The following is a 15,901-nucleotide window of genomic DNA, read 5'->3' on the forward strand; positions in this document are numbered from 1 at the left end:
TGGGCAGTGCCAAAGATAGATAACAGTAGCTGGCGATCGCATTAGTAGGCACTGCCCACCCTACTAAACTCTAAAATATCTAAACCCAATTTAAAAATACTATAATATACTTTAACTTTGAGTAATCTTGTTCAACTATGGAACCATTAACAACTGTGAGTTTACCTATTGCTACTGTTGGTATTCTGGTAGCGACTAAAGCCGTAGAAAAAATCGGGCACAAGGTAGGGGAAGCTCTCTGGGACACACCTAAGCGGTTGTTTCTGGAATTATTCAGAAAACAGTCTCCAGATACAGTAACTGCGATCGAGAAAACCCCAGAGCAATCTCTTCATTATGCCAAGGTGGTATTGGAAGTAGAAGCAGCAGCTAAGCAAAATCCGGAAGTTGCCCAAGCTATGGAGCGTTTAGTGACTACTGTTGATGCTCAAGCTTTGCCTAATTTAGAGCAAATTATTCAAGAGATTACTAAAGCATTGGAATCCCACCAAGCTACGCTACTAGTTAAAATTACAACATTGAGAATATGAATAACCAAACTCGATTCAATCAAGCTCCCCCACTACCTCTGTATTATGTGGAACGCCCGGAAGTTAGCCAACGACTAAAACAAATCCTTTTATCCCAAGAAACATCAAAAGCTGGCACCTTAGTAGTTAGTGCCATCTATGGCTTAGGAGGAATTGGAAAATCCACCATTACTGCTGCGTTAGCCCATGATCCAGAGGTTCAATCCCATTTTACCGATGGTATTTTTTGGGCAACCTTAGGTCAGCAACCTGATATCTTATCCTTTCTAAGTAGCTGGATACAGCAATTAGGAGATTATGACTTCAAAGCGATTAACATTGATAGCGCTTCTTTACAATTAAGAACGTTATTATCCGATAAAAAAGCCTTGCTAGTAGTGGATGATGTTTGGCATCCTGACCATGTTGAACCCTTTCGAGTCGCTGGGGATGGCTGTCGGCTTTTAGTAACTACCAGAGAAGCCCAGGTTGAAGGTGCGATTGCCTATGATTTAGACGTGATGACTCCCAATCAATCCTTGGAGTTATTAATGTCTTGTTTACAGCTGTTTTCAGATGAATCGACCTCACTACCTTTAGCTACAAGCCCCCTAAATCCCCCAATTCTGGGGGACTTTAACTCAATTTCCCCCCAGAATTGGGGGGCTAGGGGGGCGGGGGACTTTAACTCAATTTCCCCCCAAAGTTGGGGGGCTAGGGGGGCGAAAATTGCTGTAACCAACCAGCTAACTAATCAAGACCTGGAATATGCTGAAACCTTAGCCAAAACTGTGGGATATTTACCCCTGGCCTTAGAATTAGCTGCTGCCCAAGTTAGAGATGGCATCTCTTGGCAGGAGTTACTGGATGAGTTACAAGATTTAATTGTTGGCATAGAAGCCTTGGATAGATTGAAAGCAGAGGAAGAGCCAAGTGACGCTAAGCGCAAAAACTATAGTCTAGTGGCTTCCTTGAATCTCAGTTTAAAGGGATTATGCGACGACGAGAGGTTGAAAAACTTTGCTTGGTTAGGGGTACTGCCAGAGGATGTTACTATTACTGAAACCATGGCCACAACGTTATGGGACTGTAATTTAGTTGAAGCTAAAGATACGTTAAGATACTTACGACAAAAAGCGTTATTACTACCAGGTTTATCTACTACACCAGAAACTAACTATCGCCTCCATGACTTGTTACATGATTTAGCCCGTCGTCTGGTACAATCAGAGTTAGGATTATCAATTACCGAAGCTCATCAACAATTATTAGAACGTTATCAAACTAAGACCGATAAGGGATTATGGCATACTTTACCCGATGATGGTTACATCTATAGTCACTTATTCTGGCATCTAGAGAAAGCTAAAAAAATTAATGACATTCATCAACTCCTGAAAGAAGAAACTCCAGCAGGAGATAACGGTTGGTATTGGCAGTGTGAGAGACAGGGGAACACTGCTAATTTTATCAAGGATGTATCGAGAGCTTGGGCAATAGCAGCAGATAATTTTACAGAAAATCCTACAGAATCGATTAGTTTACAGTGTCGGTATGCTCTGATTACCACATCCCTCAACAGCTTGGCTGGAAATATTCCTCCAACGTTAATGGCAGCATTACTGCAGAATAAAATCTGGACGCCAGCTCAAGCACTAGCTTATGTGCGACAGAATAAAGATTATAGTAGTCAAGTAACGGGTTTGGAGGCAATTAGTGAGTATCTTCCCCCTTCTTTATTATCGGAAGCCTTAGATTGCGCCAGAGGGATTTCCAATGAATTATCCCGAGTTAATGCCTTAGTCACCTTAGCCCGCCACTTCCCGGATGTGTTACCGGAAGCCTTAGATTGCGCCAGAGGGATTAAGTCTGAATACTACCGAGTTAATGCCTTAGTCGCCTTAGCCCCCCACTTACCCGATGTGTTGTTACCCAAAGCCTTAGATTGCGCCAGAGGGATTTCCGATGAATACGAACGAGCAAAAGCCTTAATCACCTTAGCCCCCCACTTACCCGATGTGTTACCAGAAGCCTTGGATTGCGCCAGAGGGATTTCCGATCAAAACTGCCGAGCCAGAGCCTTAGTCGCCTTAGCCCCCCACTTCCCGGATGTGTTACCAAAAGCCTTAGATTGCGCCAGAGGGATTAAGTATGAATACCACCGAGCATTTGCCTTAATCGCCTTAGCCCCCCACTTACCCGATGTGTTACCAGAAGCCTTAGATTGCGCCAGAGGGATTGAGTTTGAACACCACCGAGCCTATGCTTTAGAGCGCTTAGCCCCCCACTTACCCGATGTGTTGTTACCCCAAGCCTTAGATTGCGCCAGAGGGATTGAGTCTGAATACTACCGAGCATTTGGCTTACAGCACTTGATTGAGAACTTAACTCCTTCGTCAGTTGATTTTCCTCTTTGGCAAGAAATTCTTGATAGTTTAGCTAGTCTAACCCGTCCCAATTTTCTTGAAGCTCTTCCTCAATTAGCTCCTTTAATCATTAAGTTTGGGGGTGTTGAAGCCCTAAGAGAAACGATGGCAGCGGTTGAGGATGTTAGCGGATGGTGGAAGTAAAGGAAAGGGAGTAGGGAGTAGGGAGTAGGGAGTAGGGAACAGATAAGAGGCAAAAGGCAAAAGGCAAAAGGCAAGAGGCAAGAGATAAGAGTTAATCAAGGATAGAGGAATTATTATTAGCTTTACTGGGTGTGGGGCGAACAGGTATTAGGATTCAGTTGATGCCTGTTCCATGGGGAATAATTGCGCTGAAATAAAGTTCAGGAAATATAGAGTGCGTTCGCATCCCTCAATTCAAAATCTAATATCTTGCCATCTTCGAGTAACTTCATAATCACACAAATCAGAACTCAGTACATAAACCCCTCTAGCTAAAAGAGAGTAAAGCGATTGCTGACATTGTTGTGCTTCTAATTTGTCATTGGGAGAAGATAGCAACCCTAAAACCCCTGTATCGACAAAAACAATCATTCTTAGTTATATAGCTTAGAGCCTTCTGGACGAAAACTATCAACAATTTGTTTAAATTTTTCTAAATCTTCCTGTCTGATTTTAGCTTCTTCTTGAGTGATTTCCTCTTCGAGGCGTTTTCTTAGCCATGCCAGAGCAGGTTGATTGAGTTTAATTTGTTCTTCAACAGTTTTACCTCTATATTTTAAGTAGGGAGCAAAATGACTTTTAGTATTCCTTGCCATAGATTTTAACGCCTTGTTTACTTCATTCAGTATAGCGGTTTTCAATAGGGTGAGGTACTGTAGCTTGTAGGGTGGGCAAAAACAGTTTGGTTCTTGTGAGTATTCGAGATTAGATTAATTTGCCCACCCTACTTTATTGAGCTTGTAGGGTGGGCAAAAACAGTTTGGTTATTGTGACTATTCGAGATTAGATTACTTTGCCCACCCTACTTTATTTAGCTGTAGCTTGTAGGGTGGGCAAAAACAGTTTGGTTATTGTGACTATTCGAGATTAGATTAATTTGCCCACCCTACTTTATTGAGCTTGTAGGGTGGGCAAAAACAGTTTGGTTCTTGTGAGTATTCGAGATTAGATTAATTTGCCCACCCTACTTTATTGAGCTTGTAGGGTGGGCAAAAACAGTTTGGTTCTTGTGACTATTCGAGATTAGATTAATTTGCCCACCCTACTTTATTGAGCTTGTAGGGTGGGCAAAAACAGTTTGGTTATTGTGACTATTCGAGATTAGATTAATTTGCCCACCCTACTTTATTTAGCGCACTCGTGCCAATATCGCTTCCATCTGTTGTAGGGGCACGGCACCAGAGAAGGCTTCACCATTCATAACAAAGAAGGGTGTGCCGCTCAGTCCCAATATTTCTGCTAGCTGCATGTCTTCTGCAATAGCACGATCAGCTGCGTTCCGATCTCGGTTAAACTCCTCTAGGTCTAAATTTAGGTCTTGGGCAATGGCAAGATATAACTCTTCTCCTAATTGCTTTTGATTGGCGAAGAGGGCATCATGGTACTGCCAGAATTTGCCTTGTTGAGTGGCGGCCCAAGCTGCTTGAGCGGCTGGCAGGGCTTGGGAATGAATGCTGGTAAGGGGGAAGTGTTTGTAAACTAAGGTGACTTCATCACCATGGTTTGCTATAAACTGGTTGACGGTGTCGTGAGCTCTGGCACAGAAGGGACACTGAAAGTCTGAGAATTCTACTAGCACAATTTTATCTTCAGTGGAGCCAGTCGCGGGAGAGGAACCAATGAAGGCTTGGGGATTGGTTTTGAAGCCCTGCAAGATTGCTTGCTGTTGCTGCTGGCTTTCCCGTTCCAGTTGCTGCTGGTATCTCTGGACCGATTCTAGGATTACTTCTGGGTGGTTGCGGATGACTTCGAGTATTTGTTGTTCTAGTTGAGGACTAATCTTGGAGGCTGCTGTGGCTGGCAGTGACCAGGTTGAGAAGCACAGGAGTAGTACTAATCCTGTCAGTGATAGGGCTTTCTGGAAAATGCTAAGGAGCTTAGTGAACATGATTGTCTTAAATGGAACCAAGGCATAGGGTATCTCACATCAGGCAACATCGGCAACGGATTGGTATAGCGCTACGGGCAAGGCAATAGGCATGCTAGCAATAGGCAAAAGTTTACTAAAACAGCTTTTGAGCTTGTATCAATGTCAAACACCTTAATGGGTAGTGCTATAAGGGATAGATTAATAGATGGGAGTGTCGGGAGTGTGGAGATGTTATTATAATTTTTGCCTAATTCCATGCATTGAGATGCACCCTCCAGACGTAATCCTGGCATCCCATAAAACAGGAAGATGTCTTCCTCTGTGGAAGACATCTATAAACTTCTTGATAGTCTTATTCTCTCTCAAGAAATCTATTATAAATCAGGGTTATTTGCACAAAATGTATTGATGTTTGTGGTCAGTAAAATAGCTCCACATACGACGCAAGTCGTTAGTACCAGTGTTAAATTTATGATCGATATCATTAACTCCTGTCACATACCAGCCAGACCATGAACCATTGAACCATTGAATTTTATAGGCAACAACATCACCCCCTAAAATCTGATGGTCGATCTCTGTATTTAGTCCTTTATACCATCCAGGATTTTTTCCAGTTGGAGGTAGACCAGACTCATCAGATCCTTGCAATGTACAAGCAGCTTGAGTGCGAAGTTCATGTTGGATGCAGTCACGTCTACTACACCCATTAGCGGCAAAGGCAGGCTGGGCTGGCAATATGGTTATTGCTGCAAGAATCAAACAACTTAAAACGATCAAGATACTCTTTTTTTGATTACTCATGACTCTGGTTTACTTTTTACTTCAATTAGGTACTCACGGATGCAAATCAGGTGAATAAATCTCACTGACCTTGAACCCTCTTCTAATATCTAAAAAGTATTCCTAGATCGGCAGTACCCTTAAGGGTACTATTGCCAGGAAAGAAAAATTCCTGGGAAGACCACAGGCGGGAAATGAAACAGGCAAGATGCCTGTTCCGCCTCGTGGCCAGGGTTGGGACAGACCGCCGGGAAATGAAACAGGCAAGATGCCTGTTCCACCAACAGGCTCATTCCACCCACCGGGTCAAACAGAATCCCCCAAATTCAATTCGGGGGAGTAGCTTATGGTAAGCATTCAGCCCTCAGCCCTCAGCCCTCAGCCCTCAGCGGTTGGCCTTTAGCTGAAAGCTGATAGCTGATAGCTGATAGCTGATAGCTGATAGCTGATAGCTGATAGCTGATAGCTGAAAACTGAGAGCTGAGAGCTTACGGCTCAAGTCATGATTTATTCCGATTGCAACGGTGCATCCAACACTTTAGTAATGCGATCGCGTGCGCCTTCTAAGTGGGCTAAGCTAGCAGTATCAAGGTTTTTCCCTTGTTTGTTCAAGGTCTTTGCGATCGCATCCCGCAATTGACGGAGTTTATACCGGGCTAACACCCGAGCATCCTCGGGAGTATTAAAGGTTTGGATAGCAATAATAAATTCAGGGAAGGTGCGGGCACTTTCTAGACTATTGGAATTGCGCAGTGCCATGTTCACTAAAAGACTCATATACTGCCGTTGCAATCCCCGACGCAAGCTAGAGATTGGCTCAATCTTAGCGTTACTATCTAGTTTCCAGATGCTATCTTGAACGGTGTCAAACACTTCTGCCATGGTCAAGGCTTCCCCAGAGCTAGTTTTCAGTTGAGCATCCCGCAAACGAGCCAGCCGTTCTGATGAAAATAAATCCCCCAGCACAATGGTTTGAACTAACATCACTCGCTCATGAATGGGATAATCTAGGGGGAAAATAGTGGTAAAAGCACCCCAGTGAGTCCAGCGAGATGGGGCTAACTGGTTCAGTAGTTGGGGTGAGAAGTTAAAGGTATCTTCAGCAAACATATACTCCCCGAGCATGGCTAAAGCCTGACGCTGTTTTTCCACAGGGATGGGTTCAAAGGGGAGTGTGCCAGTCTTGCCACCAGTGTAGTTTCGATTAAAGGTTTGTCCCCCAATATAACCAGTAAGGGACATAGCGTTATCAAAGAAATAGGAGAAGACCGTATCAAAGCGATCGCGTAAATCCCCAGCACTTTCTTCAGGCAGCAGGTAACTGGTGTTCAAGCGTTTCCAAATTCCCTTAGCATTCTCCATTTGCCACTGAGAGTAGCGCAATGGATCACCACTAAGGTCCCAAACCTTAGCTTCTGGGTCAATAAAATCGAAAGTATCCTCATCTGTAGCATAGGATAGTCCCATTTCGGACCCTTCAGCCGCAATTTTGCGCAGTGTGCGTAATTCTTGTTGAGGAGTTAGAGCATCAATAGGAGTGTAGCCATACTTAATCACCCACTTATCATAGGGACCAACCACTGTCGAGAAATAATCTCCCTGTTCCATTCCCTCTGGCGCTAGATTAACTGGCACATAATCCATTACTGACGCCACTAGCCCTTGGTTGCGGGTAATCTCAATATTATTCAATTCCTCTGGACTCAACATGGTGCTGCCCCGGAAATTGTGGCGCAATCCCAGAGTATGACCCACTTCGTGAGCCGTCAGGTAGCGCAAATACTGCTCGATGAAGGTTTTCATTTCCTCACCACTGGGCAACTGGTGGTTTACCATCGATAGAGACAATGCTCCAAACTTAGCTTGCTGAGCTGATACCATCCCAAAACAGAACTCATGGTCTGGGACTTGGGTTAGTCCGGTTAGGAATTGCCCAGCTGGTAGGGTCAACTGAGCCGCTTTGCCAGGATTGCTCTTGAGGATTTCCTGCCATTTGAGGTAAGGACTTTTGATGCCATTACTACACAGGGAACCATTAAACGGGAATTGGGATAACCCAGATAATGCCTGGGATTGAGGCTGGGAAGCAATAGCCTGGTATTCCGCTTTGATCCAGCGCACCGCATTAGCATCAATAATCACGTCTGCATCCAAGATTTCCCCAGTCAAGGGGTTCACTCGGGATGGTCCCATAGCGATAATGCCTGGGAATGAGGGAAAAGAATTCGACCAGCGAATGGTGTTATAGCGAATATCAGCCGGGTCCCAGGTCGCATCATCTGGCATTTGCCGCACTTCAATGGCATTGTCAAACCCTGCCTCCCGAAACGCTTCATTCCACATCAAAATCCCCTCCCGAATTGCATCTCGGTACTCTAGAGGTACAGTATTTTCAATCCAAAATACAATCGGTTCTTTTGGGGGGGATACAGTAGCAGTAGGGTCTTGTTTTTCTAAATTCCAGCGCCTGATATAACGGATAAAGGGCTGTTTGCGGTTTTGATTGGATAGATTTTGATAAGCACTGATGAAATAGCCTACCCGTTCATCCGCTAGTCGATGACGGTAACCATTGTTAGTCGGTAGTTGAGAAAAGCTATAGCGGACACTAAGATTAAAAGCCCGTTGATCTGGCAGACTCCTTAAGGGAAAGAATAAATCTCCTCCACCAGAAAAGCCATAAACCGACTCAATCTCTACATTCAACGGAAATGCTTGAGCGTCACTGACATAGGATTTTTGAGGGTCTACTCCATAACTGCCTCCTAATATCCAAGGAAAAGCCGATGCTAGTCCAGAGAAAGACCCATCGCTGACTAGGAGTGGTGTTAAATCCACCAACAGAGTTTTTCGTTCTGGATGAATACTGGTAATGGGCAGGGAATATAGCACCGAATCACTAAAAGAACGCTTAACAGAACGCTCTTGGGGGTCACCGGGTCGAGTACGGAAGTAGATATTTGGTATGACTAAATCTATGGTCTTCTGTCGGCGGCGGAATTGGAACAAAAAATCATTAACTGGCCAACCTGTTTGGAGCCCCAACTCCCCAATTCCCGAAGCAAGGGTGACAACACATAGGAAGTTTTGATTTAGTTGATCGGGCTCAATTTCTAAATAAACTTTGTCTTTTTCTTTATTGCGGTAGAGGGTGAGTAATCCTGCTAATTCTTCGGCATCTTCTACGACCTTATCAAAGGGCTTTAACTTGGAATTACTACTATCTGAATCGGATAAATCCTCTGAGGGTGCCTCTGAGGGGCCTTCAGCAATTTCAGGAGTTTGAACTTGGTTATGGGCTAAGGTTAGTTGGGGCGAGTCAACAATCTGTTGACCCAAATGTTGATCCAAAGTATTGCCCCTTGGAGTAGATAGAGCTATGGTTTGGAGGTACAAAGGGGATAGTACCAAGACGAATGCACACACACATAATATCAAGAACTTTAGTCTTTTCATCGATTAATCACTAATTTTTTTTTACGAAAATAAAGAGGACTGATTAATAATTATCATGGTTAGGAATCATGAAAGCTTAAAAATTTAAACTTCATCACTTCATATCATAATTACCAACTTCCTAAATTTGACAATTAATTATTGATTATAGCGTTTATGACACTTATAGCAGTCGCCAGGGCAGTTAGGACATGACAAAAGTCTCACACCCTTTGTAAGCGCAAGAGTTTGACTTCTGACTTCTGACTTCTGACTTCTGACTTCTGACTTCTGACTTCTGACTTCTGCTATATAATGTCCCTTCATTTTTTTTATCCCTACTCCCTACTCTCTACTCCCTACTACCCAAGACGAAAGTACTTCAACCAATTGATAGCTGCTAGAGTTACAATTGATTAGTTGTTGATTAGTTTAATCTTTATAGCTTCTGATTCCTAAGTATTACTTAAGTATTACTATCAATGGGAAGCACAGAGCAGAGCCATGGTTTTAGATGTTCTATTTATTTTTAGTCAAGATGGTGTGATTTTACTATAGTGGTTTTACTATAGCTTTTTTTAATTAAATAGACGAATCAATGGACTAACCCTTCAAGCACCCCGAAATTTCCACACCTTGGGTTAGTCTAGATCTATTTTTCCTGTACTTTGAGCCTTGGCAGTTCAAAAAAACCTAAGCATTCAGCCGTCAGCTAATGCGCTACGCGCACGCTTGGCCTTGGCCGTTGGCCACGCTACGCTAATGGCCACGCTGCTTGAGAGGTTGTCTGAGAAGTTTCATTTGTTACATCCAAGCCCCCTAAATCCCCCAATTTTGGGGGACTTTTAGAAGCAAATTGACTCTTGTTCCCCCCAAAGTTGGGGGGCTAGGGGGGCAAAATTCAGTATAAAAAAACTTGGGAGATATCCTCTGAGGTGCGAACAGCTATCAGCTATTAGCGAGTAGGCGCTTTAACTGCACTGGGTCGGATCAGTCAAACGAGCAGGGATTGTCAACCAGCCATACTCGTTCGTAAGCTTGTTTACTACCTCCCGTTGATTAGTTAATTAGCTGACGGCTGACGGCTGATAGCTGAATGCTTACAAAAAAACTGTACAGTGACTTCAAGTCAAGCTATACTTTGAGCAGTCAGCTTTCAGGTATTTATTAGTCAGCCCTTGCAGCTGACTACTTAAGCTCAGAAGTATAGTTGACTGAAAGTAGTGTCAGCTAAATTAGGTAAGCATTCAGCAAATGCGCTACGCCCACGCTACTTGAGGTGCTGTCAACAGTCAGCTCATCAACGGCAGGTAGTAAACAAGCACCAGGGGTTATGCTACGTCTGGTTCAGAATCCCTGCTGGTTTTACTAATCCGACCCCGTGCAGTTAAAGCGGCTGATACGCGACACGCTGATAGCTGATAGCTTAAACTTGATTAGCAGCCAAGCTATTGATAACACTAGACACCAAAGTCAGAACGATGGCCCCAAAAAAAGCTGGCCAGAAACCGTTGACCATAAACGCAGCAGGAGTGAAATAGGATGCCAGGGATAGGGTGATAGCATTAATCACCAACAGAAATAGTCCCATGGATAAAATTGTGATGGGCAAGGTCAGAATCACTAGAATCGGTCTAATGATGGCGTTCACTAAACCAATGACTACTACCGCTACAGCAGCTGCACCAAAACCACTAATGGTAATTCCTGGTACCAGGTAAGCAGTAATCATTAGTGAGATAGCACTTAGCAGCCAAGTCAAAAATATATTAAGCATCGATCTCACAAAAATATCGCTCACTATGATTTTAGCGATTCTGGCAAGATTAGCCTGTAAGCATTCAGCCGTCAGCTATGAGCTATCAGCTTTCAGCCATCAGCATATGTGCTAGGCACACGCGATCGCGTTCAGCTATCAGCTATCAGCTTTCAGCCATCAGCATATGTGCTAGGCACACGCGATCGCGTTCAGCTATGAGCTATCAGCTTTCAGCCATCAGCATATGTGCTAGGCACACGCGATCGCGTTCAGCTTTCAGCTATCAGCTTTCAGCCATCAGCATATGTGCTAGGCACACGCGATCGCGTTCAGCTATCAGCTTTCAGCTTTCAGCCAACGGCTGAGCACTGACCGCTGACCGCTGACGGCACCTCAAGCAGCGTGCGCGAACGCGCATATGCTTACCTTTGGTATAACTCAAGTGATTATGCATCACAGTATGATTAAATTGGACGATTGCAGCAATAAATCTTTATGTTTTTCCGGCTACTGGTTACATTCTTATTTGCGTGCTCTGTTTTTTGTTATCCCTTACCCGTTCACGCCAAGAGTATAGCCTGCGATGGGAAACAACTCGTGGGAGCAGACTTATCTGGTGAAGACTTACAGAAAGTCAAAATTACCTATTGCAATTTGGACCAGGCTAACTTAGCCGATGCCAAATTGATCCAAGCATCTATCAAACATACTACCCTGAATAATGCTAATCTCCATGGAGCAGACTTGACCAAGAGCGACACCTACAACATTAGCTTCAATGATGCAGATTTAACTGATGTCATCTTTACTGGTGCCTTACTGCAACGTGCCAGTTTTGATGGGGCTGACATCACCGGTGCTGATTTTACTAGCACCCTGATCCAACCGGTCAGAGAACGGTTAAAACTCTGCGATGTAGCAAGTGGGGTGAATCCTACAACTGGTGTGGTGACTCGTGACTCTTTGGGGTGTTGGTAAGGTGTTGAATGTTGACTGTTGAATGTTGACTGTTGAATGTTGACTGTTGAATGTTGACTGTTGAATGTTGACTGTTGAATGTTGACTGTTGACCATCAAATAGTCAACAGTCTTGATCGATGGGGCTGACTTGAGCGATGGTATGCTGGATGGTGTGCAAATTTGATAACTGTTTGCTAGAGGTGCATCTGAAAACAAACTGGTGTTGCGACTTGTGAGTGTTTGGGATGTCGATTAAACGAGTAGGTGTAATTGGTGGAGGACAACTGGCCTGGATGATGGCAATGGCTGCCAAATCTTTGGGTATTCGGCTAGTGGTTCAAACTCCTAATATTACTGATCCAGCTGTCTGTGTTGCTGCTGAAACTATCTTTGCTGCTATTGATGATGGGGTGGCTACCGAGCAAATGGCATCTCGCTGTGATGTGATTACCTTTGAGAATGAATTTATTAACCTTGATGCCCTGAAATATCTGGCAAAGCGGGGAATTTGCTTTTACCCCCGACTAGAGGCCCTAGCGCCACTGTTGGATAAATATGACCAACGCTGCTATTTCGATCGGATTGGTTTACCCCAGCCAGAGTTTATCAGTCTGGAGGGGGAAGTGGGTAAGCAGGAATTAAAGTCCCTAGCCTCTTCTCGAACCCCCATCAACCTGAGTGAGTTAGAGTTTCCTCTGGTGCTGAAAGCGCGACGCCAAGGTTATGACGGCAAGGGTACGTTTATTATTAAAGACAGTCATAGCTTACAGGAAACTTGGAACCAGTTAAGCAATCAACCTGTGGTGCTAGAAGAGTTTATTCCCTTTGAACGGGAGTTGGCAGTAATGGCTGCTCGTTCTGTAGATGGGGAGGTGGTGGTTTACCCGGTGGTGGAAACTCAGCAGGAAGAACAGGTGTGTCGGCGAGTGATTGCACCGGCCCAGATTAGCCCAGATACGGTGGCGGAGGTGAATGCGATCGCAAAAACTCTCCTGACTAGTTTAGAGGTAGTGGGAGTCTTTGGGATTGAGTTATTCCTGACTAGCAATCACAAAGTTTTGGTTAATGAAGTGTCCCCTCGTACCCATAATTCTGGCCATTACACCATTGATGCTTGCGAAACTTCTCAATTTGAGCAGCAACTGCGAGCCGTAGTAGGTTTACCCTTAGGTAGCCCACAGATGCATTGTCCTAGTGCAGTAATGGTGAATCTTTTGGGTTATGAGTCTGCCCTGGATGATTACCAACAGAAACGGCAGACCTTAGCCAGTTTACCAGGAGCCTTTGTCCATTGGTATGGTAAGACTCAATCCCGTCCAGGACGTAAGTTAGGTCATGTCACGGTTTTGAGTGATGGGAATTCGGTACAAGAGGTAATTGAGAAGGTTGAATCGGTTTGGTATGGTTAAGACCAGGTTGAAAGTTGAAGGTTAACTGGTTGTTCGCGAAGCGTGGCCAAAGGCCAAGGTTAGCGGGTTGAAGGTTGAAGCAGTAGGGTGGGCAAAGTAATCTAATCATTAATACTCAAAACAACCAAACTGTTTTTGCCCACCCTACAAATTCCCAGATCCGCTGTTCCCTATTCCCTGTTCCCTTTGCTAAACCTTGATGTTTTTCAAAGCAGTAGATAACTGGCGTAAGCGATCGCTAACTTCTAAATTTACTTCGTGAGCCTTTAAATGTTCGGGCATTTCAGCCATTAGTAAGGGATTTTCTTCTAACCATTCATTCTGGGCTACTCCTCGCCACACCGCTTCATATTGAATAAAGCGATCGCGCAATTGATCGAGTTCTTGTAAGCAAAATTGCTCAAACCCTGCGGCTTCAAAAATAGCCGAACGCAAATAGGTTTCAAAGGCTTTGATATCAGTTTCAACTTCCAAGATCACCTCCTCCGCTGAATTGGTAGGTTTTGGTGGCACATCCCCAGAAACTTCACGAATACCTAATAGCTCATGGCGCAGCTTGGGATCATAGAGCAACTTTGACCCACGATTTACATATCGTCTTAGGACGCTGAAAGCCTTCTCTTCCCCACTGTAGTAAATATCGACTACTTCTATATCGGCTCCCAGTCTTTTCACAATACGCTGACGAGTTTCACTACCTAAAGGACCAGGAATTAAGGAGTCGGCAACGGGACGGGCAAAGCGAAGAAATAAGGCCGTCAAACTTCGACTTAAGACTTCCACAAACTGCTCGGGATTACCAATAAGTCGCTGCTCTAATTCCTGGGTTTTCCAGAGTAACGTGGTCAGATAGTCAACTAACTTTAATGCCTCTTCATTAATTTCTAGGGCAAGGTTATGAGCAATATCTACTAAGAAAATGCTAATGGTAGCAGAAAGTTCTTTACGCCAGTTATAGTTAGTTACTTGAGCATCAAATATACCGGAATCATTTTCATGGAAAATTCGTTTTTTTCTTTGCTCATTATTAGTATTTATTTCTTCAATTTTGGTTTCAATATCCTGGAGGTACCGAGACCGAAATTTTTCTACGATATCTGAGGTTAGAGATTCCTCCCCTGCTGCCGTAGACTTGCGAATATTATCATTATAATAGTCGCTGAGGTCTGCTTTAATCGTTCTCCACTTTTCTTCCCACCACTGGGAAAATTCAATACGACGTTGATTTTCTTGTAATCGCTTTGCTTCCGCTGGATTCTCAGGATAACGCTTACTAACGATTTCAAAAATTTCTTTTGATGTTGTTAATATTTTAGTGATTAAAGCGTCACAACGTTTCTGTAAAACAGTAACCCTTTCATTATTAATATAGTCAGTAATGCGAGCCTTGATTTCCTGAATCCCAGTAGCTTCCTGTCTTAAGGCTTCCTCATTTTCGATACCTGTGAGAGAGTTAAGCTTATTTAAAATTGATTCCGGACTGCCAACGCATTTGAATGTTTGTTCATTAGCCAAACCATTTAATACTAAATAGGCTCCGGCTGAACCGTGGACAATTCGCTGAGGAGGTAATTGTGCTCGTCGATACCAATCTTTTGATGCTACATCCAGATGTTCTTGAAGAGCTGCTGGACTAGCAAACTGATCAATCCGACTCAAGAAAACGAAAAGTTTATCTGCAAGGTTTACATTCTTGTCACCCTGCTCAGTAAACTCAACAATTTGAAGTTCTGCACCCCGAATACTAGAAAATTGCTGCACAACAATGACAGCATCACAATCTGACAGCATTTCTCTAGATTCCTCTATATGCTTGGCTAAACCTGAGTCTAATCCAGGCACATCATAGAAAACAATACCTTCAGCTTGGACGAGTTTATTGGTATAAAGTCTAGCTTCTAATACTGCATGGGCGTATTGCTCATCAGCAACATACTTGTTCAGGTCTTTGTTAATGTCTTCAAGGCGACTAAATGGGATAGTTTTTCGACCTTCGCTACGAACTTGTCTTAATGTGTTTTCATAGTTTCGGATTGTCTCTAAATCTTGTTTGGCTCCATCTCTATGCCTAGAATTACTGTTGGAAGCTGACTCCAGTTCATGCAGCAGACTAGTAAATTGTTCTTCGGTTTTAGGCTCAACTTCTAGCCTTTGCTGAGAATCTTGTTCAACGGAATAAATTTGTGTAGTTGTAAAGGTACAACGTCCAGCTTTTGCTGGCAGTAAATCACAATCTAACCAGGCATTGACAAAGGTACTTTTTCCGGCTTTTTCCAAGCCCACAACAGCAATCCGAAATTCTCGCTTCTTCAAGCGTTCAAGCTGACGACGAGCGGGTTTTTCTTCTTCCAACAGCACCTCTTTTAGGTGAGCAGGAACTCCCGCTTGAGGAAGCTTGGCTAAATCAAGGGCGTGGCGCAACACAGTTAAAGCGTGACTTAAACGAGTTTCATAATAGGATGAAGCAGTTTTCCAATCCATTTTTCCAATCTATTTTATAGCGTTTATTGCATGTATTAGGTACAGTAAGCAACCTCTTTTTAAGGGGGATTTAGGGGGATCCCTTG

Annotated in this window: 15 protein-coding genes; 6 read left to right on the plus strand and 9 right to left on the minus strand. The window is 43.7% G+C overall.

Annotated features, from left to right (window positions below; translation table 11 throughout):
- Positions 1–137: 137 nt before the first annotated feature.
- A complete protein-coding gene (locus F6K64_RS02525; RefSeq protein ID WP_008180559.1) occupies positions 138–530 on the plus strand; it encodes a hypothetical protein in 393 nt (130 codons plus the stop codon).
- Positions 527–3,079 carry an NB-ARC domain-containing protein gene (locus F6K64_RS02530; RefSeq protein WP_008180560.1) on the plus strand — a complete coding sequence of 851 codons (2,553 nt, stop codon included), beginning with the start codon at positions 527–529 and terminating at the stop codon, positions 3,077–3,079. Before F6K64_RS02525 ends, F6K64_RS02530 begins: the two co-directional genes overlap by 4 nt.
- A 234-nt stretch (positions 3,080–3,313) precedes the next feature.
- On the opposite strand, the gene F6K64_RS02535 is transcribed toward F6K64_RS02530, so the two are convergent.
- The 7 genes from F6K64_RS02535 to F6K64_RS02565 all read right to left on the minus strand — a co-directional run bounded on the left by F6K64_RS02535 (position 3,314) and on the right by F6K64_RS02565 (position 9,227).
- Positions 3,314–3,490: a hypothetical protein gene (locus tag F6K64_RS02535; RefSeq protein ID WP_008180562.1), complete on the minus strand. Its 177-nt coding sequence runs from the start codon at positions 3,488–3,490 to the stop codon at positions 3,314–3,316.
- A gap of 2 nt (positions 3,491–3,492) precedes the next feature.
- Entirely contained in the window at positions 3,493–3,714 is a 222-nt protein-coding gene (locus tag F6K64_RS02540) for a hypothetical protein (RefSeq protein ID WP_008180564.1), read from the minus strand.
- 533 nt (positions 3,715–4,247) lie between these two features.
- Positions 4,248–5,006: a DsbA family protein gene (locus F6K64_RS02545; RefSeq protein ID WP_008180566.1), complete on the minus strand. Its 759-nt coding sequence runs from the start codon at positions 5,004–5,006 to the stop codon at positions 4,248–4,250.
- Between the two features lie 71 nt (positions 5,007–5,077).
- Positions 5,078–5,320: a hypothetical protein gene (locus F6K64_RS02550; RefSeq protein WP_131827129.1), complete on the minus strand. Its 243-nt coding sequence runs from the start codon at positions 5,318–5,320 to the stop codon at positions 5,078–5,080.
- Between the two features lie 55 nt (positions 5,321–5,375).
- Positions 5,376–5,792 carry a hypothetical protein gene (locus tag F6K64_RS02555; protein ID WP_008180569.1) on the minus strand — a complete coding sequence of 139 codons (417 nt, stop codon included), beginning with the start codon at positions 5,790–5,792 and terminating at the stop codon, positions 5,376–5,378.
- Positions 5,793–5,920: 128 nt separating this feature from the next.
- The gene (locus F6K64_RS02560) at positions 5,921–6,064 is read right to left on the minus strand and encodes a hypothetical protein (protein WP_287257328.1); all 144 of its coding nucleotides are present in this window, start codon (positions 6,062–6,064) and stop codon (positions 5,921–5,923) included.
- A gap of 214 nt (positions 6,065–6,278) precedes the next feature.
- A complete protein-coding gene (locus F6K64_RS02565; protein ID WP_287264753.1) occupies positions 6,279–9,227 on the minus strand; it encodes a zinc-dependent metalloprotease in 2,949 nt (982 codons plus the stop codon).
- Between the two features lie 654 nt (positions 9,228–9,881).
- Here F6K64_RS02565 and F6K64_RS02570 point away from each other — a divergent pair.
- Positions 9,882–10,055, plus strand: coding sequence for a hypothetical protein (locus F6K64_RS02570; RefSeq protein WP_287264754.1), 174 nt, complete (start codon positions 9,882–9,884; stop codon positions 10,053–10,055).
- A 577-nt stretch (positions 10,056–10,632) separates the two neighbouring features.
- Here the strand turns inward: F6K64_RS02570 and F6K64_RS02575 are convergent.
- Complete coding sequence (locus F6K64_RS02575; RefSeq protein WP_044492381.1) at positions 10,633–10,983, minus strand: phage holin family protein; 351 nt, start codon at positions 10,981–10,983, stop codon at positions 10,633–10,635.
- Positions 10,984–11,060: 77 nt separating this feature from the next.
- Between F6K64_RS02575 and F6K64_RS02580 the strand changes: the two genes are divergently transcribed.
- The 3 genes from F6K64_RS02580 (at position 11,061) to F6K64_RS02590 (ending at position 13,334) form a co-directional block, all read left to right on the plus strand.
- Entirely contained in the window at positions 11,061–11,330 is a 270-nt protein-coding gene (locus tag F6K64_RS02580; RefSeq protein WP_131827131.1) for a hypothetical protein, read from the plus strand.
- 232 nt (positions 11,331–11,562) lie between these two features.
- On the plus strand, positions 11,563–11,943 hold the full coding sequence (locus F6K64_RS02585) for a pentapeptide repeat-containing protein (RefSeq protein ID WP_008180578.1): 381 nt from the start codon (positions 11,563–11,565) through the stop codon (positions 11,941–11,943).
- Positions 11,944–12,170: 227 nt separating this feature from the next.
- The gene (locus F6K64_RS02590) at positions 12,171–13,334 is read left to right on the plus strand and encodes a 5-(carboxyamino)imidazole ribonucleotide synthase (RefSeq protein WP_287264756.1); all 1,164 of its coding nucleotides are present in this window, start codon (positions 12,171–12,173) and stop codon (positions 13,332–13,334) included.
- A 189-nt stretch (positions 13,335–13,523) separates the two neighbouring features.
- On the opposite strand, the gene F6K64_RS02595 is transcribed toward F6K64_RS02590, so the two are convergent.
- The gene (locus tag F6K64_RS02595; protein ID WP_287264758.1) at positions 13,524–15,815 is read right to left on the minus strand and encodes a dynamin family protein; all 2,292 of its coding nucleotides are present in this window, start codon (positions 15,813–15,815) and stop codon (positions 13,524–13,526) included.
- Positions 15,816–15,901 lie beyond the last annotated feature (86 nt).

This window comes from Moorena sp. SIO3A2 (assembly GCF_010672265.1).
GTDB classification, from domain to species: Bacteria; Cyanobacteriota; Cyanobacteriia; order Cyanobacteriales; family Coleofasciculaceae; genus Moorena; species Moorena producens.